At 30.3% G+C, this 20,758-nt stretch carries 15 protein-coding genes; 7 read left to right on the forward strand and 8 right to left on the reverse strand.

What is annotated here, in order from left to right:
- Window positions 1-120: 120 nt before the first annotated feature.
- On the forward strand, window positions 121-1,395 hold the full coding sequence (locus FF125_RS17150; RefSeq protein ID WP_138950924.1) for a replication-associated recombination protein A: 1,275 nt from the start codon (window positions 121-123) through the stop codon (window positions 1,393-1,395).
- 21 nt (window positions 1,396-1,416) lie between these two features.
- Here the strand turns inward: FF125_RS17150 and FF125_RS17155 are convergent, their stop codons facing one another.
- The gene (locus tag FF125_RS17155; RefSeq protein WP_138950925.1) at window positions 1,417-2,325 is read right to left on the reverse strand and encodes a hypothetical protein; all 909 of its coding nucleotides are present in this window, start codon (window positions 2,323-2,325) and stop codon (window positions 1,417-1,419) included.
- A 191-nt stretch (window positions 2,326-2,516) separates the two neighbouring features.
- The gene (locus tag FF125_RS17160; RefSeq protein ID WP_138950926.1) at window positions 2,517-3,197 is read right to left on the reverse strand and encodes a YjjG family noncanonical pyrimidine nucleotidase; all 681 of its coding nucleotides are present in this window, start codon (window positions 3,195-3,197) and stop codon (window positions 2,517-2,519) included.
- 78 nt (window positions 3,198-3,275) lie between these two features.
- On the opposite strand from FF125_RS17160, the gene FF125_RS17165 reads away from it, so the two are divergent.
- The 3 genes from FF125_RS17165 to FF125_RS17175 all read left to right on the forward strand — a co-directional run bounded on the left by FF125_RS17165 (window position 3,276) and on the right by FF125_RS17175 (window position 7,223).
- Window positions 3,276-4,532 (forward strand): lipopolysaccharide biosynthesis protein, encoded by a 1,257-nt coding sequence (locus FF125_RS17165; RefSeq protein ID WP_175418950.1) that lies wholly within the window; start codon window positions 3,276-3,278, stop codon window positions 4,530-4,532.
- Between the two features lie 289 nt (window positions 4,533-4,821).
- Window positions 4,822-5,952, forward strand: a complete 1,131-nt coding sequence (locus FF125_RS17170; protein WP_138950928.1) for a glycosyltransferase family 4 protein — start codon at window positions 4,822-4,824, stop codon at window positions 5,950-5,952.
- Window positions 5,949-7,223 (forward strand): oligosaccharide flippase family protein, encoded by a 1,275-nt coding sequence (locus tag FF125_RS17175; protein ID WP_138950929.1) that lies wholly within the window; start codon window positions 5,949-5,951, stop codon window positions 7,221-7,223. The genes FF125_RS17170 and FF125_RS17175 overlap by 4 nt, the downstream gene beginning before the upstream one ends.
- Here FF125_RS17175 and FF125_RS17180 read toward each other — a convergent pair.
- The 3 genes from FF125_RS17180 to radC all read right to left on the reverse strand — a co-directional run bounded on the left by FF125_RS17180 (window position 7,215) and on the right by radC (window position 10,207).
- Window positions 7,215-8,099, reverse strand: a complete 885-nt coding sequence (locus tag FF125_RS17180; RefSeq protein ID WP_138950930.1) for a peptidoglycan bridge formation glycyltransferase FemA/FemB family protein — start codon at window positions 8,097-8,099, stop codon at window positions 7,215-7,217. The genes FF125_RS17175 and FF125_RS17180 overlap by 9 nt on opposite strands.
- Window positions 8,100-8,109: 10 nt before the next feature.
- Complete coding sequence (locus FF125_RS17185; RefSeq protein ID WP_138950931.1) at window positions 8,110-9,420, reverse strand: polysaccharide deacetylase family protein; 1,311 nt, start codon at window positions 9,418-9,420, stop codon at window positions 8,110-8,112.
- Window positions 9,421-9,508: 88 nt separating this feature from the next.
- Window positions 9,509-10,207 (reverse strand): RadC family protein, encoded by a 699-nt coding sequence (radC, locus tag FF125_RS17190; protein ID WP_138950932.1) that lies wholly within the window; start codon window positions 10,205-10,207, stop codon window positions 9,509-9,511.
- 253 nt (window positions 10,208-10,460) lie between these two features.
- Here radC and trkA point away from each other — a divergent pair, with 253 nt between their 5' ends.
- Both trkA and FF125_RS17200 read left to right on the forward strand, forming a co-directional pair.
- The gene (gene trkA / locus FF125_RS17195; RefSeq protein ID WP_138950933.1) at window positions 10,461-11,810 is read left to right on the forward strand and encodes a Trk system potassium transporter TrkA; all 1,350 of its coding nucleotides are present in this window, start codon (window positions 10,461-10,463) and stop codon (window positions 11,808-11,810) included.
- A gap of 18 nt (window positions 11,811-11,828) precedes the next feature.
- The gene (locus FF125_RS17200; protein ID WP_138950934.1) at window positions 11,829-13,346 is read left to right on the forward strand and encodes a TrkH family potassium uptake protein; all 1,518 of its coding nucleotides are present in this window, start codon (window positions 11,829-11,831) and stop codon (window positions 13,344-13,346) included.
- Window positions 13,347-13,415: 69 nt separating this feature from the next.
- Here FF125_RS17200 and FF125_RS17205 read toward each other — a convergent pair whose 3' ends face one another.
- The 3 genes from FF125_RS17205 to FF125_RS17215 all read right to left on the reverse strand — a co-directional run bounded on the left by FF125_RS17205 (window position 13,416) and on the right by FF125_RS17215 (window position 20,141).
- On the reverse strand, window positions 13,416-14,867 hold the full coding sequence (locus tag FF125_RS17205) for a SusD/RagB family nutrient-binding outer membrane lipoprotein (protein WP_138950935.1): 1,452 nt from the start codon (window positions 14,865-14,867) through the stop codon (window positions 13,416-13,418).
- 11 nt (window positions 14,868-14,878) lie between these two features.
- Entirely contained in the window at window positions 14,879-18,028 is a 3,150-nt protein-coding gene (locus tag FF125_RS17210; protein WP_138950936.1) for a SusC/RagA family TonB-linked outer membrane protein, read from the reverse strand.
- A 598-nt stretch (window positions 18,029-18,626) separates the two neighbouring features.
- Window positions 18,627-20,141, reverse strand: a complete 1,515-nt coding sequence (locus FF125_RS17215) for a helix-turn-helix domain-containing protein (protein ID WP_138950937.1) — start codon at window positions 20,139-20,141, stop codon at window positions 18,627-18,629.
- 249 nt (window positions 20,142-20,390) lie between these two features.
- Between FF125_RS17215 and FF125_RS17220 the strand changes: the two genes are divergently transcribed.
- Complete coding sequence (locus tag FF125_RS17220) at window positions 20,391-20,714, forward strand: hypothetical protein (RefSeq protein ID WP_117879422.1); 324 nt, start codon at window positions 20,391-20,393, stop codon at window positions 20,712-20,714.
- The last annotated feature ends 44 nt before the right edge of the window (window positions 20,715-20,758 follow it).

Below are 20,758 nucleotides of genomic sequence, written 5' to 3' on the forward strand. Positions count from 1 at the left end.
TATTACAAAAATATACCCAATTTTCTTAATATGCACACATTGTCATGAATTGCATATATTAATATCAAATATTTCTTTCAATTAAAATTAAACCAACTATGTTTTCTTTATTTTTGCATTATGGATGCACCACTAGCAGAACGTATACGACCAAAAACCTTAGACGATTATATTAGTCAACAACATTTGGTTGGTGAAAAAGGAGCTTTAACGGCTCATATCAAAAGAGGTGTCATTCCGTCACTCATCTTATGGGGACCTCCTGGTATTGGTAAAACCACCTTGGCAAATATAATTGCTGAAGAATCAAAGCGTCCATTTTACACACTAAGTGCAATTAATTCTGGTGTTAAAGATGTTAGAGAAGTCATTGAAAAAGCGAAACAAAGTGGTGGATTATTTACTACTAAAAATCCTATTCTGTTTATTGATGAAATACATCGTTTTAGCAAATCTCAACAAGATTCTTTATTAGGTGCCGTTGAAAAAGGATGGGTAACATTGATAGGTGCTACTACTGAAAATCCAAGTTTTGAAGTCATTCCTGCCCTACTCTCCCGGTGCCAAGTTTATATTTTAAATTCTTTTGACAAAAAAGATTTGATTGCTCTATTGAACAGAGCTATAGCGGAGGATAGTATAATTTCTAAAAAAAATATAGAATTAAAAGAAACGGATGCTTTGTTGCAACTTTCTGGTGGTGACGCTCGAAAACTACTTAATATTTTTGAGTTAATTGTAAATGCAGAAGATGAACCTATTGTTATTACTAATGAAAAGGTTTTAGAAAAAGTTCAAAATAATACGGTACGTTACGATAAAACTGGGGAACAGCATTATGACATTATATCTGCTTTTATTAAATCTATCCGGGGTAGTGACCCCAATGGTGCAGTTTATTGGTTAGCACGTATGATTGAAGGTGGTGAAGATGGTAAATTTATTGCCAGAAGATTGGTTATTTTAGCATCTGAAGATATTGGTAATGCCAACCCAAATGCCTTAATGTTAGCAACTTCAACTTTCCAAGCAGTTTCAGTAATCGGTAATCCTGAATCGAGAATTATACTTAGTCAATGTGCGGTTTATTTGGCGAATTCTCCAAAAAGTAACGCTTCATATATGGCTATAGGCAACGCTCAACAATTGGTACAACAAACGGGTGATTTATCTGTACCTCTACATTTGAGAAATGCTCCTACAAAATTAATGAAAGATTTAGATTACGGTAAGAATTATCAATATGCACATAACTATGACGATAATTTTATCAATCAAGAATTTTTACCTGACGAAATCAAAAACACAACGTTATACCAACCCGGAAATAATAGTAGAGAAAATAACTTTAGAGAATTTCTAAAAAAACGCTGGAAAAATAAATATAACTATTAAGAGAATCTTATAATAGTAAACCTACCATTTAACATCAAATTCTTGTTTCATTAAATGGCCGTCAAAATAATATTCTGCATACCATTTACCATCTTCTTTGAAAAAAATACCAGATCTATTTTTTATATAATAAACCTCTTTTTTACTGGAATTTAATAGAATAAAAACAATTTTTGGAGAGCTATCTACTAATTGATAACCTAGCCTGTTTTTTTGGGCATAAAGTAGTTTTTCAGTAGGTACACTTAAAATAGTACCATTATCATCACGGTCTCTATTATCATATTTTGTTCTTTCAACATCCTCTGAAGAATCTATCATTGTTTCCTCAATTTCTTCAACCTCTATTTCATTAATTTCTTCTGGCATTTCAACTTCAGTTGCTTCTATCACTTCAACTTCTTCTGCGGCTTCTTCTACGGCATCTGCGGCTTTCGCTACAGCATTTTTTGCTTCTTGAACACTACTCTGAACAATTGCTGATTTTGAATTTTCAGTATTTTCTTTATTATAATTTTGAGCTGTTACAGATTCAAATGCTTCTCGTAATGCCTCTTGATATCCCTTCTTGTAATCCTTTTCTTTACTCCTTCCTTCCTTTGTAATAAGTACTTTTTCATTTTTACAATTTATCAATTCGACAACCATTTTTGTTGTAAACATATTAGAAGTATTACTAACACGAGCGGTTAAGACATCACAAGGATTTTTCGCAATTTCAGATGGCATTACTTCGTTATCAAAGTGCGTTATAAACCCTTCCTTTTCAAATAAAAATTTAGTTAAGGAATTTAATTGATATTGATCATCCGTTTTTTGAAATTCATATTTTGCAGGAATAATTACATACTTATAGTCATCTAATGATTGTCCGATAACTAAATTAGAGATAAATATTGTTAAAATAAGGAACAACGATTTCAATTTCATAATTTAAATTTTAGTTGATAAAGATAAGAATAATTTTAGTCTAAAATTAAATTCATTCTTAAACTAAGAGACAATTTACTCGCACTTTATAATTTAAGAATTCAAAACCATTATCTATAGAAGAATAACAATTAAATTCTCACAATAAGGAACACAAATAATTAAACTAATTCCATGTTAAAGTTATAACACTAAAGGTATTGTTTTATTTCTAAAAGGCTGGTAACATTAATGACACCATCCGTTTCTGTGTTATGATTTTCTTTAAAATGTATAGTTTTCATACCTACCGCCTTAGCCCCTAAAATATCTGCCTCAAAATTGTCTCCAATCATTACACTATCCATAATAGTTGCTTTTGCCAACTCCATAGCATGATGAAAAATTTTGGGGTTAGGTTTTTTTACGCCCACGCTCTCGGAGGTAATTATTTTATCAAAGAATTCAAGGATACCAGAGGTGTTCATTTTTTTAGTTTGGACTTCATCAAATCCATTCGTTATAATATGCAATCCATATTTTGGTGATAAATAATTCAATATATCAACTGCTCCATCAAAAAGAGAATTATAATTTGATAAATTATCGATATACACTTTACTTAAAAGATCTATTTTAGGGTCAGAAATTCGATACGACAATAAATCAAATGTTTCTTTTAACCGTTTATATCTTAAAAGTTTCTTACTCACACGATCTTCACGATAAAGCTTCCAATACTTTAAATTTATAGGTTTATAATGAATTAAAAATTCATCTATATTCACCTCTATTCCATTTTCTTTGAATATTAATTCAAAAGCTTGAGCTGAATTGGTTTCAAAATCCCATAAGGTATGGTCCAAATCGAAAAAAATATGTTTTATTGACATTAAGGAAGATAAATGATTATGTTTGATGGTAAAATTACAACTTTAGAATTTATCTTTAATCTCAAACATAAGTTTATAGTGAAATTTAATCCTAAACTAATATTTACAACTCCATTTCAAAAAAACATTGCAACACTTTTTAGTGGCACTTTATTAGCTCAATTAATAAATGTAATTGGTGCTTTGTTTTTAGCAAAATTATATGCCCCTGAGTTTTATGGAGCCTATAGTGTTTTTTTAAGTTTTGTAAGTATTTTAACTATTGTAAATAGTTTAAAATTAGAATATGTTATAATTACTGATAATTCAGAAGAGAAAAGTAAAAATATGGTCAATGCCATATTAATTATTGTTTTAATAGTTAGTGTTATACATTTATTCCTTTTCGCACTCTTTAAAGATTTTTTTTTTAAGCACGGAATTTTTTATATCCTATTACTATTAAGTAGTATAACTTCAATGTTTTTATCAAATGCAAAATTATTGGAATCTTATGCTACGAGAAAATCATGGTTTAAAAAAATTGCCAATGCTAGAGTTTTAATGGCAATATGTACCGTACTATTTCAATTTATATTATTTTACTATAGTAAAAATGGACTTATTTATGGATATGCAGGTGCTGTACTTGTCCTTTTTATTTTTTACATTTTAATTTCGAAAAATATTATTAAAAAGCCTGATTTAGCACTATTTAAAAACACGGTTAAGTATCATAAAAACATTATCCGTTTTGCTTATCCTTCAGGATTGATTAATGGTGTTGCCAATTACATTTTACCCATATTGATACTAGCTTACTTTTCTGCTGCAGAATCTGGAGTATATGCGTTAGGCTTAAAAGTAGTATCCGTACCTCTATTTATTATTTCTTCATCTATTTCGCAAGTTTATTTTCAGAAAGCATCAGATTTTTTTAATCATGCTAAATACAAACTTTATGATTTTACAAAAAAAGTAGCCTTAACAAATATATTAATTATGTTAGCCATTCTATTGGTTATAAACACCATTGGCATTTATTTATTAGAATTATTTTTTGATAAGGATTGGGAAAATTTAAGTATTTATATTGTCATTCTCTCTTTCTTTGTACTTGGTCAAGTAGCCTTTTCTCCTATTAGTTCATTAATAGTAATTATTAATAAAATGCATATAGGATTGATTTTTAATATTACCTTGGCTTTTATTAATTTTATAGCCATTTACATTGGTCAGCTCTATAACAATATCGTTTATACCGTTCTTATTTTCTCTATTGTTGGTGGACTGAGTTATATTATTTTATTAATTTATTTTTTATCATTACTTAAAACGTATAAAAAAGAGGTCTAACATTAATTTAAGGCAAAGCATAGATTTTATCGTTGTCAGATGAAAAATCAATTCAACTAATGGCGAGATCAGATAATGATCACAAAAATGATTGAAAATGATATTCGAATTATTTGCAATTAACTACGGAACGTTATAATTTTAAAAGTTCGGGCTAATTTATTTTCAACGTCCCAAATGGAATAATCCAAATCTAAAAAACGTGTTTTACATGTACGTAGCTCATTTAATAGTATTAGACACAATGATGCCCTTTTTTAAATATTTATCTTTGAATAAACTTATCTAATTGGAAAAAAAGTTACATATTTTATTTTTAAATGGATGGTACCCTTCCCGGGTAATGCCCTACAACGGTGACTTTATACAGAGACATGCAGAAGCTGTAGCTATAAAAAACAAAGTGACTTCTATACATGTAATTACAGATGACAATATCAATAATAACTTAGAAATTGAAAAAAAACAAATTAATGGTGTTACTACCATAATTGGTTATGTAAGACCAACTCAAAACATAATATTAAAAGCATACCTTTTTTATAAAGCCTATAAGCAAATATTTAAATTAATTGAACCATATCAATTTGTACATGTTAATAGAATTTATCCCATTGGACTCATTGCTATATATCTAAAAATATTTAAAAAGAAGCCCTTTATAGTATCCGAGCATTGGACAGGTTATCTTACGCATAACATAAGAGGGCTTGAAAAATTTTTTTCTAACGCAATAGCAAAAAACGCATCCTATATTTGTCCTGTTAGTGATCATTTAGGGTCAATGATGCAAAAAAATGGATTAAAAGGTAATTATACAACGATACCTAATGTCGTTAATACGGATATTTTTAAGCCACTAAAAATAAAAAATAAGACATTTACATTATTGCACATCTCGCATATGGGAGACCAGCATAAAAACATTTCTGGTCAATTAAGAGTAATAGCCAAACTAAAAGAAAAAATCTCAAACTTTAATTTTTATTTAATTGGAGAAAACTCTTTTAGGTATAAACCAATTATAAAAGAACTAAATATAGAATCTAACGTAATTCTCATAAATCAAATAAAGCATTCTGAGATTCCGGAATATATGAATAAAGCTGATTTGCTAATACAATTTAGTAATTACGAAAATCTTCCCTGCGTAATTTTAGAAGCTTTTGCTTGCGGATTGCCTGTTATATCAACAAATGTTGGTGGAATTTCTGAGCATTTCCCTGACAACTTCGGGACCCTTATTTCAAAAAATAATGAAAAAGAATTATTAACTAGTATCTTAATTTTTCACAAATATAGTAACGCTGAAAAAGCATTAATTATGCATAAATATATAGAATCAAAATTTTCTCCTCCGGTTCTTTGTGATAAATTTACAAGTCTATACGAACAAGCATTATTAAGAATTAATAAATGATAGACGGATTAAAAGATTTACTATCAGGTTTTAGAAATAGGAATGGTATGAGTATTTTTTATGCTACCATTTTAGCTAGAATATTATCTTTCTTTACTTCTTGGATTGCTTTACAGCTAATAGATAGTAAAGATTTAGGTGTAGTTATTTATGCTTTTACCATAATTTCATTTATCATACCCATTAGTGGATTAGGGCTTCATCAAAGTTTAATAAGATATGGGTCATTATCAGCATCTGATACCACCAAAAATCAAATCTTTAAATATGTATTAAATAAAGGATTAATATCTTCAGTTGTATTAGTATTACTAATTATTTTAATCAGTTTACTCTTTAAAAGTTATTTTCTAAATGGTATTAATTACCTTATTATTTTATCATTTGCAATCCCCACATTTTTCCTTTTAGAAATTGTAAAAGTTCAGTATAGACTTAAACATCAAAATAAGACATTCGCATTAGTTGAAGTTAGTTATAATATTTTACTCATAATTTTAGTGACTATTTTAAGTTATACTTACAAAGAGATGGGTTATGCCATTGCTTTGGTTATAGCTCCATTATTAACTTCCGTACTATTTATCAAGAAATTAAACATTGACTTTAAAATAAAAGTAAAACCAGATATCATAAATTTTGGCTTTTGGAAATATGGCTTTTTTGCAAGCCTTTCAAATGTTGCAACAAAATTTTTAACCGCAATAGATATTATCTTGATTGGGTATTTATTAAAAAATTCAGAAATGGTTACTGTTTATAAATATATTTCTCTTATTCCACTGAGCTTACTATTTATTTCACAAGTATTTATTACAACTGATTTTGTTAATTTAACAGAAAACATTTACAACAAAAATTACATTAAAAAATACATTAAAAATTACATGTTTTTATTTGTATTTATAAGTATTTGCATTGGGTTTTCCTCATGGCTATTTGCCGAAGACTTATTACTTTTTTTCGGTACTGAATTTGTAAATTATAAAGCCTCGTTCTTAGTTTTAATACTGGGAGCCATTGGTATTTTAATTTTAAGAGGCCTATATGGTAATCTTCTTTCAATCATTGGTAAAGCCAATATCAACTACTATATCGCCATATCGGCTATTGTTTTAAACGTAATTCTTAATTATTATTTAATACCCAACTATGGTATTTACGGAGCTGCTTTAACCTCGACGTTATTAATGTGGGTAACAGGAATAATTTCTTGTTTTGCTTTTTATAAATTGTATAAAAAGTTTCTAGTTCATCAAAAATTAGAATAATTGCCATTTTTTATACTGAAAATAGGTTTCTTTTATTGCACCAAAACTTTTATAAAAAGATGCAATTTTAGTAATCATAGAGCCTTCAAAATCTAAAACAAATGGTTGACCTGCATAATATTTAATTATAAAATCTACTAAAAAAGACATGGCTTGTTTTTCTCTACCTAAATTATTTAATGCTGAAAACAAATTTGTAATTCTATGCTCATCTATTAAAAAAATAGCTCCTCCAAGTAGCTTATCATTTGAATTAAAAACTTCGTAAATGAGTGTTTTTCTCAAAAATTGACCTTGATTAACTAATCTTTGTAGTGCTAAATAATCTTGTGCAGACTTTTGTAAATCTTCACCCTTATTTTCTCTAAACAGCTCAATAATTGCCTTTGCTGAAGTCGTCTTTTTTATTTTTAAACCAAACTTTTGAGCTTGTTTCACACTGCTTTTCCGACCTTTTGAATAGCCCTTCAGTAACACCTGATAACTATTATTTTCTAGAGGTAGTATAAAATTATATCTGGGCTTTACATGCTTTATAGAAAAATTATTGGAGGTGTTGAGCATCATGTCAATCAATTTGAATTTCTTCGGTATCTTTTGAATAAAATCTTCAAATAATTTTGATTCTATTTTTTTATGCGAAAAAAGCCCTAATTGTTGTATCCACGGAGCTTGGTAAATATAATTAACACCGTATTTAACCCGTATTGGCAATGGCATAACAGCGTTATAATCATCTAAAACCAACGCGTGCCAAGTATCACAAACGGCATCTAAATACCAACTATAGCCATAAACACGACTACTCCTTGATTCTAAGATACAATTATCATACTTAAACAGATCTATTTGGCTCCTAGTTAAATACCTAATCATAAAAAATATTTTAGGCTGATGGTGTTAACTTTTTAAACATATCTATGTAAATTTTACGCCACCGTCTCCATCTGTATCTATTACCCAATGTCTCATTATGAAAAAGTGTAATAAAAGTACCATCCACTTTTTTAACTTGATTGGCTAAGTCAATAATTACTTCAAAAGACTTTTTATTTGGAAGATTTAAATAATCTTTTAAAGTACCATCCATAACCGCAAAAGGAAAAACCTTTAATGGCGTTTGAATTTCAAATTCTAAATCATAAAAATAAAACGGAGTACATGTGCTCGCCCTAAAACCAAAATGAGAAGCATACCCCATCGTATAATCTTCCTTTACTTCTAAATTCACTAAATTTTGATACGTTTCTGGTAAATCTAAACGCAAATAATGTTGTCGCGATTTTTCAATAGGTCTATTTACGATAGATTCTAATCGTAATTTTTCTTTTTGTAATTTACTTTCGTCTTTAGGCGTAAAGTACGAGGGATGTAATCCAACTTCAGCATAATCGGCCACTGATTTAATTAATGATTGATAACTCACATTTCTTGAAGAAGTGTTTTTATCGAAAGTGGTATACCCACCGACAGAAAAGAAAAATATAGTTTTTATATTATATTGCTTCTGGAGACTAATGAGGTCATCAAAAGTATCAAAAGGATCTTGTTTAAACCCTAAAATAACTAACGACCTATACCATAAATCAAAAAGCCTCAATTTTGATAAATCTCTAAAATATCCAGCCACTGTCCTTACCAAACCTTTATGTTTAAAACAGTATGCAATATCAACATCTATGGTTGATATAAATTTGAATTCTCTTTTTTTTAATTTACCTGAGGGGTACTTCTCTTTTAATACTTCCTTAAATTTATATGCCCAAATATCAATTAAAGGTTTATGTAAAAATTGATGTTTGAATGCTAAGCTATCTTCCGCTGGATACCGCTCATGATTATCTCTAAGATGCGGCAAGTATTCTTCATATCTACTCAATAAATAAAAGGTAGCTGCAAAGATGTCAAATGGCACGGAAGCTTCTTGTCGTGTTTGAAAAAAGCATTGAACACCATCCCATTCGCCCATTTTAATTTCAATATCATTAATACCTTGTTCAAACAGAAGATCAGTACTTCTAATAAATATTTCATTCCCGAAGGGTTGTTTAGCATAGGATAATTTATATCCTTCATGGGCAATAAAATCTTCTACTTTTGATGTAAAATCAACTTGTATTTTTAAAATTCTTGTAAAAAAGTGTTTGAAAGTATAGGTTAACCTAGGCGTTATTTTATTGGAATATACTAGTAGCATTATTTTTTCGTGTTCAGTTTTCAGCAGGCAGTTGCAGTCTTCGTATGACTATTCATAGTATAACAAACTTATAGTTATGATGTAAAAACTACATCAAATTACCATCTGCAAAGCTAAAGTAATCTTTTTCAGTTATTATTAAATGGTCTAATACTTTTATATCTAAAGTTTTACCTGCTTCTTGTATTTTTTTAGTTAAATCAATATCTGCTTTACTAGGTTTTAAATTTCCTGACGGGTGGTTATGACTTAGAATAATTGCAACAGATGAAAGCTCTAATGCTTTTTTAAATAACATTCTTACATCTACTAAAGTGCCCGTTATACCTCCACTACTTAATTTGTTTTTGTAAATAATTTTATTGGAATTATTTAAATAAAGTAACCAAAATTCTTCATGCAATAATTCGCCAATTATAGGTTGCATTATATCAAAAACGGCCTTACTACTAGATATTTTTGGTTTTATTAAAGCCTCTTCTAATCTTCGTCTTCGACCAAGTTCTAAGGCCGTAATTATGGTAATTGCTTTCGCTTCTCCTATTCCTTTAAATTGCATTAGATCATTAACAGATAATTTACCTAATTCACTTAGGTTATTATTTACATTCGCTAAAATTCGCTTTGACAAATCTACAGCACTTTCTTGTCTATTTCCAGAACCAATTAATATAGCGACCAACTCCGCGTCAGATAAAGAGTCTTTACCCTTAATAATTAACTTTTCTCTTGGTCTGTCATCTTCTTTCCAACTTTTAATTGAAGTTGGTTTATTTTTATCGTCCATGCCTATTTCCTCTATTTAATAAATTATTCTTTTACTAGAATTTCTTCAATTTAATAAATAATTATCTTACTATGCATTAAGTAGTTACTTAAAGTTTAAAAAATGATTTTACTTGTCAAGTTTTATGTCCTTATGCTTCTATAACACTACTATGGAAGGCAATAGCACTCATTTTCTACTAAAATTTAAAAAGTTCAAATAAGTATTAGAAAAAACAATACTTTTGTATATACTTTCAAATTTAAAATTATTTATGAGAATAATTATTGCTGGTGCTGGTGAAGTAGGTTTTCATTTAGCAAAGCTACTCTCTTTTGAAGCTCACGACATTACACTTATCGATGAAAAATCTGAACGATTGCACTATGCTGATTTACGTTTAGATATAAAAGTAATGAAAGGTAATGCCACATCAATACGAGTTTTAAAACAAGCTGATGTAAAACATACGGATTTGGTAATAGCAGTAACTTCAAATGAAACTGTGAACATTACTATATGCTTTTTAGCTAAAAGACTAGGTGCTAAGCAAACCATTGCGAGAGTCCGTAATTCAGAATTCATAGATAATAAAAATGAAATTAATTTTTCAGAATATGGAATTGATGAATTAATTTCTACAGAAGAATTAGCTACCAAAGAAATTAAAATGCTTCTGAATCAGGCGGCTTTTAACCATATGCATGAATTTGAAGATGGTCAATTGAGCTTATTAGGTATTATATTATCTAAATCGGCACCATTTGTAGGAATGTCTGTAAAAGAGGCTGCAGCTACTTTTCCAGAAATTCATTTTATGCCCATTGCAATACAGACCAATAATTCAAGCAATAGTATAATCCCAAGAGGTGATACTGTGTTTAAAAGTGGAGACCTTGCTTTCTTTATTACTGTAAAAGAAGGGGTTAATGAATTATATAAATTAACTGGTAAAACAAGAGAGCCTGTAAAAAACATAATGATATTGGGTGGTAGTTCTGTAGGTAGAAGAGTAGCCAAACAATTATGTAACAAACACCTGAATGTCAAAATTATAGAAAAAAACAAAGCGAGAGCGTTAGAATTGGCTGACAGGTTACCAAATGCCTTGGTAATACATGGTGATGGTAGAGACATTGAACTATTAGATGAGGAAAGTATAGAAAGCATGGATGTTTTTATTGGAGCTACAACAAGCTCTGAAGCAAATATTATGGCCTGCTTAATTGCAAAATCAAAGGGTGTAAAAAAGACCATTGCATTAGCTGAAATTGTAGATTATTCTAAACTATCTCATTCCATCGGAATCCATAGTATTATCAATAAAAAATTATTAGCAGCAAATTCTATTTTTAAACATGTTAGAAAAGGTGATGTATTAGAAATTGCTACCTTAAATAATTTAGATGTTGAAATCTTAGAATTTCAAGTTAGAGAAGGATCTAAAATTACGTCTAAAGACATTAGAGATTTAAACTTGCCTAGAGAAGCTACCATTGGTGGTGTTATTAGAGATGGGAAAGGAATCATTGCTTTAGGGGACTTTAGAATTAGAACGAATGATAAAGTAGTTGTAAGCTGTTTATCAGATACACTTAAACAAGTCGAAAAGTATTTCGCCTAAGATCACATTAAAATATAAATGAAAAATTTAAACATAAAAATCATTTTTCAAATGATGGGGTTTCTCCTCATTTTTAATGGTCTTTTTATGCTCATATCAGCAGGTGTAAGTTATTACTACAAAGACGGTGCTACTGAAGGAATCTTTTTTGCAGGCATCATCACCATAATGGCAGGGTTAATTTCGAGGTTTACAACCAAAAATTTTAAAAAAAGAATTAATAAGCAAGAGGGCTATATCATAGTTACCCTTGGTTGGGTTTTTATGTCGTTATCGGGCTCTTTACCCTATTTGTTCTCTGAAGCAATACCTTCATTTACCAATGCTTTTTTTGAAACAATGTCAGGCTATACCACAACAGGAGCCTCTATTTTAAATGATATTGAAAGTATGCCGCAGGGTATACTCTTTTGGCGAAGTACAACACATTGGATTGGCGGTATGGGTATTATTGTTTTAACCATAGCTGTTTTACCTTTATTAGGAATAGGAGGCATGCAACTTTTTGCCGCAGAAGCTCCAGGACCTTCAGCAGATAAATTACACCCCCGTATTACAGACACTGCTAAAAGATTGTATTTAATTTATTTAGGCCTTACAGTAGCAGAAGCTGTATTATTAAAACTAGCTGGGATGAGTATTTTTGATGCTGCAAACCATGCTATGAGCACACTTTCTACTGGTGGGTTTTCAACAAAAAATGCGAGTGTTGCCTTTTGGAATGACAAACCAATAATACATTATATCATAACCATTTTCATGATCATTGCAGGTACAAATTTTGTATTAACCTATTTTGCTTTCAGAGGAAAATTAAACAATGTTTTTAAAGATGAGGAGTTTAGAGCCTATATTCTTAATATTATAGGAATTAGTGTTATTGTTGCGTTGATTATATATTTTAAAGCAGATGTTTCTAACCTCGCCACAGAGACACAATTAATAGATCATCCTATGGTTTATGGCAGATTAGAAAGTGCTTTTAGACATGCTTTCTTTCAAGTAGCCAGTGTTATAACTACCACAGGGTTTGTTTCGGCAGATTTTACTGTTTGGACTCATTTTCTAACCATATTGTTTTTTATCCTAATGTTTTTTGGAGCTTCAGCTGGTTCAACATCTGGTGGTATTAAATTTGTTCGTCATATTATAATGATAAAAAACGGTATTTTAGAATTTAAAAGATCAATGCATCCAAGTGCAATCATACCCGTTTGGTATAATGGCAAAACAGTTTCTCAAGATATTGTATTTAACATTATGGCTTTTGTTATTCTCTATTTAATTGTATTTGCTCTAGGCTCCTTAGTCTTTGGATTACTTGGCCTTGATTTTATAACTGCCATTGGTGGTTCTGCTTCCTCTCTAGGTAATGTTGGACCTGCATTTGGTCAATTAAGCCCAGTAAACAATTATGATAGTTTACCAAGTTTAGGTAAATGGTGGTCTGCCTTTTTAATGCTATTAGGTAGACTCGAGTTATTTACCGTTTTAATACTATTTACCCCTTACTTTTGGAAAACAGGTAAATTCTAAATAAAAAAATCCATCTTAAATTAATAAGATGGATTTTTTTTTGTTTGAATACTATGTTTCAATCAATTATTAATTTACATCCCACCATAATTTAGTGTATAAATCATCAGCTCCTTGAGCAGTAATAATGGCTTGATAATTATCAGGATTATTATCTTGTACTGAAGAATCATAAGCATCTCTAACAGGAATTCTAGGATCAGCAGCGTTTGCAGAAGGTACTAATACTGGGTAATCAAATCTTCTCCATTCCGCCCAAGACTCAGGTCCATTTAAATATAATGCCACCCATTTTTCATAAGCAATATCATTTATACCTGTATAAGGATGTGTGGCAACATATGCTGCGATATCAAGTGCATCAACTCCCCATGCTTCCATAGAGGCTGTTATACCTTCGGCAAACAAAACAGCAGCTGTACTTCCACCAACATTCCAACCATTTGCTGCAGCTTCTGCCATTGCAAATTTCATTTGAGCGGCAGTGTAAATTGGTGTTGGAGTATCTACTGTATAAGTTATAAAAGCAGGAGGGAAAGAATAATCTGGCACATTACCATTCACCTCTCCGTTAGGAGCACCTACATATGCAGCATCTGCTCCACCAGGAAATGCTGGGGTTGGATAGATTGAATCTCTTGCAGGTTCTGCATATTTAAATAATCTTGGGTCTAACTCACTTCTTAAAGATTCCATCATGGTAACTGAAAGAATATAATCTTCTCTAGTTTTCCATCTATCAGCCCATGGACTATCATCTGCATCAACACTACCATAAACGTATTCAATATTTTGAGCGTTTGTGCTAATAAAATCACCTGAGGCAATTACCTCTTCAAATTTAGTTTGAGCCAATGAAGGGTTCACATGAGAAATACGCATAGCCATTGTCATTTTTAATGAATTTGCAAAAAGAGTCCATTTGTCCATATCTCCGTCAAAAATAACATCACCAACTGGGTTTAATTCAGAAGCATCAATTAAGCTTAAGGCATAATCGATATCTGTAAACATAATAGTATACAATTCTTCTTGAGTATCAAACTTGGGTTGCGGGTTATCAATTCCTTGAAATCCTTCCGTCCAAGGTAAGCCACCCCATCTGTCCGTCATAAATTGTAAAATAAATGTTCTTACAATAGTTGCTACTGCTATTTGGTTATTATTAGAACCATATGCTCCAGCGGCATCTTTAGTAGCTTCAGCTTCATTCAATTCAATAATTCTATTCAAATTTTGAATGGATCCTGTAAAATAATCATTGTAATTGGCAGTTAATGTCGTATATCTTGACCATCCAGGATATTGTCCTTCTGTTAACTGCTGGGTATATAATATACCTTGCATATGGGTAACTACTGTAGCTACTGTTATCTCAGCACCAGTTAGTAACTGTGAGGTTACCGCGGCTGTTGGTCCGTTAGGATTGTCGTTTACATCTCCAAAATCTACAGTTTCACATGAGCTGTATATAAAAGAAATACAAAGTATCAATGCTATATTTTTAATTTTTTTATTCATTTCAGTTATTTTTAAAATGTTAATTTTACATTAAGTCCAAATGATCTGGTAGTAGGTAATTGTCCTGCTTCAGCCCAGTTTACACCACTTCTTTTTTCAATTTCAGAAGGGTCAACCCAGTTCATGTCAGCATCAATTAACCAAAGGTTATCACCAAATACTGATAATTGAATTGCTTCTAATCCTACTTTGGCAACTAAATCACTATTGAAATTGTAATTTAATCTCGCCGTTCTCAATTTAAGATAAGTAGCATCATGTACATTATTTTCGTATATATTACCTAAGTTACCTAAATTAAAATAATCTTGAGGGTCTACATATTTATCAACTATAGTACCATCAGAAATAGGAACACCATTTGCATTAGTACCCGTTTGTAATACACCTACTATATGTATACCACCACCACTTGCAACTGGATCTCTCAAGGGGTTACCTTTGTCATTTAAACCTGCAGTTTGTGCTGATAAACCTGAGTGATCCATATATCTTTGTGTTCTTGAGTAATATAAACCTCCTTTTTGTCCGTCAAAACCAACAAATAAATCGAAGTTTTTATATCTAATGGTAGAAGTTATACCATAGGTATAGTCAGGTAATAAACTACCAATTTTTTTATTAGACTCTCTAGCAAAATTATCACTAGAAGTAAAGATAGTACTACCATCAGTGTGAGTAGCAAAACCAACACCGTAAAATAAACCATACTCTTCACCTACTCTAGCTTGTAATTTCATGCTAGAAGTGTAGGTACTGATGTCATAAGAATCAACACCAGGGTAAATGGCATCAACAAATTTCTCTAATGTACCAAAGTTTACACCAAGATCCCAACCAAAATCGTCTGTTTTCACAATAGATCCGTTCAATCCAACTTCAAAACCTTTAGATGTATTTTTACCAGAGTTAACCGTAATTCCAGTATATCCAGTTGAACCATCTAAAGATACCGATACTGGTAAATCTTCATCAACTCTATTGAAATAAGTAACATCCAGTCCAATTCTATTTCTAATGAATTTAAATTCGGCACCTACTTCAAATTCTCCTCTAACACCACCAACTAAGTTAGGGTTGTTTTGTTGTCCTTGAACATATAATGTTCCATTGCCTTGGTATAAGTTAGCACCCGTATCATAAACACTTGATATTTGATATGGATCTGGAAAATATGGTGCTTTTGCATAACCAGCTCTAAGTTTAAAGAAGCTCATAATTTCATTTTGAGGCAACAATTTACTTAATAATAAACTTGTAGAAATTCCATAAGTTTCAACCCTGTTATTATCAGGAGCGGCAGTAGAAGACCAATCAAAACGGTAAGAAGCATCAACATACAATAAATTTTTAAAACCTAAAGAAGCTTTAAGAAAAGTACCTCTTGTCTTCCCTTGTATTATTGTAGTTCCAGCACTAACAGGATCTTGAGAACCTGCTAAATTATAAAATTCAGGAATGGTTAAATCACCATTGGTGTTGGCATACAGCCATTTGTAATCCGTGTTTATAATTTCACCACCAAGTTGTGCATCAACATCCAAAGATCCACCTAAAAAGCTATCTGTATAGTTTAACATACTAAAATAATGCTCCTTGTTATATCTTCTTTGAACTTCTGCATAAGAAGCAGGATCTAATAAACTTTTTGTAGTAGAACGATCGTCTCTCGCAAAATTATGAAAGGTAGATCTAACTTCAGCAATTATATTGAATTTTTCATTAAAGGTATAGGTACCTCCAATTTTACCATAAACAGAATTTTTGTATTCATGTTTCAAATTTTCTAAAGGTTGAAAATTGGGCATATCCCAATATAATGGTCTTGCATCACGTGGCCCTCTGATGTTCCAAGAAACAATTTGACCAGCACGTTCATAATCTGCTAACTTGTCCATATCAAGTTGTCTTTGCCACCATTGATTCATATTAGAAGCTAAGTTGGCATACCCTTGATCAGGATCATTATTCGTTTTTCTATCTTGATAATTAACATTTACAGTAACTGTAAATTTATCAGAAATATCATAATTAGCATTTAAAGCTAAGTTTATTGTTTTTTGATCAGAGTTTTGAATAATACCTGCCTTATCTATTAATGATAAAGAAGTTCTGATATTATAACCATCTCCACCTTTAGAAAAACTTAAAGAGGTATTGTTGGTTACACTTGTTCTGTAAAATGAATCAACATCATTTTTTGTTGGTTCCCATGCTCTTGTCTCACCAAATTCAGGAGTTCCTGGTATCCAAGAATCCCAATGACGAACTAAAGTACCGTCTAATTTAGGCCCCCATGATTCATCAGCCCAAAAATCTGGGTATAAATCTCCATCAAAACTAGCCCATGATGCAGGATCTTCAGCAGGGTCATAACTAAATGTGTTAAATGTTTGACTGTAACCACCACCATATTCGTTTTGATAGTCAGGTACTTGAGAAACACTACCCATTATAGTTGAGTGATCTAAAGTAAATGTAGCTTTACCATTCGTACCTTTTTTAGTAGTTATGATAATTACACCGTTACGTCCTTCTGGACCATAAATGGCCGTTGCAGAGGCACCTTTTAATACAGACATGTCTGCAATATCATTGGTATTAATATCACCCGTTTGATATACTTGTATACCATCTACAACATATAATACATTAGTTTCACCTCTTAATTTAATTTCTGAATCTCTAAAACCTGTACTTGCCTGACCTACAATTTGAACCCCTGCAACTTTACCAGCTAAGGCATTGTTAACGTCAATTTGCTTACCTTTTTGTAATTCTTCACCGTCAACAGATTGTTGAGCGTAACCTAAGGCTTGCTTTTCTCTTCTAATACCTAAACCTGTAACCACAACTTCATCAAGTACGTTGTCAGCTTCAAGAACTACATTCATAGTACTTGATGTTCCCACAGTAACTTCTTTTGTAGACATACCAATAAAACTAAATTTAAGTACATCTCCTGTTTTCGCTTTGATAGAATAAATACCATCAAAATCAGTTTCTGTGCCTGAGGTTGTCCCTTTAATGACTACACTAACACCTGGTAACGGGCCTGATTCATCTGAAACAGTACCATTAATTGTTCTCTCTTGTGCATGCAGTAGAGAACCACATAAAACAGAAAAAACCAACAATAAATTGTAAAATTTAAATTTCATAAAAATATATTTGAGTTAATAAAAATTAAAAGAATGCCAAACAAATAGTATAGAAGGAACAATTAATTCAAATAAACTTCTTAGTATGAAAACAAAGGTTAATGGAGCTTTATTTTTTAAAGAAGAAAGTAACTTCAACGACAAGTGATTGACATTCGGAAACAAATGAAATATAAATTGCAAGTTTCATAGGAAAAGTTTATAATACTTTACGCATCCGACAAATGTTTACTATCTATTTACCATTAAAACATCCTTAAAAAAAAAATTTAAAAAGAGTTTTAAAAAAACAGTATACAACTCAACTTAATAGCACACTTATTCAAGGAATGCAAGCAATCAAACAGTTACTATGAGTAGAAATAGAATTAAAAAATAGCTTAGGAAAGTAAGTTTAAATCAATTTTGACTTCAAAACACATAACCTCATCACAAAAAGGTTTGTATTCCAATTAAAATAGAACATTTAAGAAGTATAATACCATCACTTTACTAGTATTATTGGATTATTAATTAAAAAAAAGTATGGTTAAACTACATCAGAATCTAAAATTCAGACGGATAAATATAGGGTGTATTTAGCACAGATTTATTCGGCTTACACCACTCTTCTAAGTAGAGTTGACCTGTATTGCGAAGGAGTAAGATTTGTTTCTTTTTTAAAAGCTTTATTAAAAGTAACTTTATTATTATAGCCTACGTCATAAGCGACATCAATGATACTTAAATCACCACTTTCATCATTATTAAAAATATCTTGAGCCTCTTTTATTCTAAACATATTTATTAAAGTAAAAAAGTTCATTTTAAAATGCTCATTAATAACTTGTGAGGTACTATGCCTATCTGTTCCCAATCTTTCTGAAAGTTTTTTGAGACTAATATCACTAACTTTGTATACTTTTTCTTTATAGAACAAATTCAACAATTCATTCTTAAGTTCATTTGAAAGCTCTTCATTCAGTCTTGATTTTTCGTATTTAAAATTAAATATTTTTGTAAAACGGTGCTGGTTTGTAAATATACTAGGTTGCACATAAGCAGAATACCCAACAAACATAATGACAATTGATAAGGTAATCAACTGCGGATGCACATAATAACTTGATGTTAATAGGCCAGAAATTACAATAAGAAAAATCAATTGAGAAATTACGAATGCCCCATTTAGCACTACAACATTTCTAATCCACAATGTGATATTATTATGTTCATTATTCTTCTTAAATTTCAAATATTCATTTAATGTCAAAATTCCATATATGGTTAAGGAAACCGCCTTCAAGATAAGTGAGTAATAAAAAAAGGGATCTTCCCATTCTTTATGATTAATTATAATATTTAATTTATCATTTACAGGAAGTACATAATATTTCATAAAATATATAAGCATAAAAACAAATGGTACTAAATGCAAGAGATCCAAAGTTTTGAATTTATACTTGTTACTTATCCTTCTAATATAAAAGTACAATAAAGGTCCATACAAAAAATTTAACGTAAATGTAGAAAATAAGGAATGTGGAAATTTTACTTGAATATTTGTTATGTAAATACAAACATGAATAATAAAAAGAGAACTAAATAAGATAAATAGACTGATCAACAAGTTAGCAATTCTGTCCTCTGATTTCTTAAAATTAATTACGAAAGCTATAAAAAGACCAATCAGTCCAGTATATAGATAAATCATAACCCAATACTCATACATCGGGGCAAATTTATTACTAACAGTTATAAAAGCTTTATCATCTCTAAATGAATCAAAAATATGTTGATTAAGAACATCGACATCATTTGATTTCCTTATATATTTCTCTATAAATTTAGTTGCATTGGGAATATCTTTTAAAATAGCGTGACTATAAGCCAATTCCTTAATTTCTTCATTTGACATGTTCACGTCATTGCCTTGAGAAATAAGTGTATTGTAAGAATCAACTATGTGTTGTGCATTCTTATGATTCAGCAGACCCGGGTTATAATTAATTTGTACAACATTAACTTCACTAGAATCAATTGCAACTGAGGTGTTTTCAATTACATCATTCTGAGAAAAAACGGCGATGCCAATAAAAAAGAAAAGTATTTTAAAAATACTAAATCGATTCATAATCACTTATTAATTTTATAAAGTTTTAATTCACAGCCCAATGACTATCGCCAAATATACACAATTTAGTTAAAAAAGTGTTAAAATAGTCTTGAAATGTTAAAGTTCGCCAAAAAACAGAATATCATGTTAATTATTTGTTCACAACTTTAGCTTTCTTAAAACACTGAATAATAATTATTTACTAATTTTAACGTTATAAAAGAAATGTAGCTCCCAAAAATAAATTATTGCTATTAATACATTGACATGATTCTATTTTCAAAATATTTAATTCCTAAGAATTATACGGGCTTAGCCATCTATCCCTTTATTTTTTTAAAGAATAAATCATTGTCAGATAATTGGGTATTGATAAATCATGAACGCATTCATTTAAAGCAGCAACTTGAATTGCTTTGGGTATTCTTCTTTCTCTGGTATATTTTAGAATTTCTTTTTCGCTTCGTTCAATTAAGAAATTGGAATGATGCTTATAAAAATATCAGCTTTGAAAAAGAATCCTATGAAAATGAAGGCAATCCAAATTACCTTAATGAACGTAAAACCTGGTCTTTTATAAATTATCTATAAGGATTATTATCCTTTACCTCACACCAAGCATTGTTTTAGCGTTT

Source organism: Aureibaculum algae, from assembly GCF_006065315.1.
GTDB lineage: Bacteria > Bacteroidota > Bacteroidia > Flavobacteriales > Flavobacteriaceae > Aureibaculum > Aureibaculum algae.

Excerpts from the sequence above, each read along its gene's own strand:
- FF125_RS17150 (WP_138950924.1), top strand. The coding sequence starts at position 121 with ATGGATGCACCACTAGCAGAACGTATACGACCAAAAACCTTAGACGAT.
- FF125_RS17155 (WP_138950925.1), bottom strand. The coding sequence starts at position 2,325 with ATGAAATTGAAATCGTTGTTCCTTATTTTAACAATATTTATCTCTAAT.
- FF125_RS17160 (WP_138950926.1), bottom strand. The coding sequence starts at position 3,197 with ATGTCAATAAAACATATTTTTTTCGATTTGGACCATACCTTATGGGAT.
- FF125_RS17175 (WP_138950929.1), top strand. The coding sequence starts at position 5,949 with ATGATAGACGGATTAAAAGATTTACTATCAGGTTTTAGAAATAGGAAT.
- FF125_RS17180 (WP_138950930.1), bottom strand. The coding sequence starts at position 8,099 with ATGATTAGGTATTTAACTAGGAGCCAAATAGATCTGTTTAAGTATGAT.
- FF125_RS17185 (WP_138950931.1), bottom strand. The coding sequence starts at position 9,420 with ATGCTACTAGTATATTCCAATAAAATAACGCCTAGGTTAACCTATACT.
- radC (WP_138950932.1), bottom strand. The coding sequence starts at position 10,207 with ATGGACGATAAAAATAAACCAACTTCAATTAAAAGTTGGAAAGAAGAT.
- trkA (WP_138950933.1), top strand. The coding sequence starts at position 10,461 with ATGAGAATAATTATTGCTGGTGCTGGTGAAGTAGGTTTTCATTTAGCA.
- FF125_RS17200 (WP_138950934.1), top strand. The coding sequence starts at position 11,829 with ATGAAAAATTTAAACATAAAAATCATTTTTCAAATGATGGGGTTTCTC.
- FF125_RS17205 (WP_138950935.1), bottom strand. The coding sequence starts at position 14,867 with ATGAATAAAAAAATTAAAAATATAGCATTGATACTTTGTATTTCTTTT.
- FF125_RS17210 (WP_138950936.1), bottom strand. The coding sequence starts at position 18,028 with ATGAAATTTAAATTTTACAATTTATTGTTGGTTTTTTCTGTTTTATGT.
- FF125_RS17215 (WP_138950937.1), bottom strand. The coding sequence starts at position 20,141 with ATGAATCGATTTAGTATTTTTAAAATACTTTTCTTTTTTATTGGCATC.
- FF125_RS17220 (WP_117879422.1), top strand. The coding sequence starts at position 20,391 with ATGATTCTATTTTCAAAATATTTAATTCCTAAGAATTATACGGGCTTA.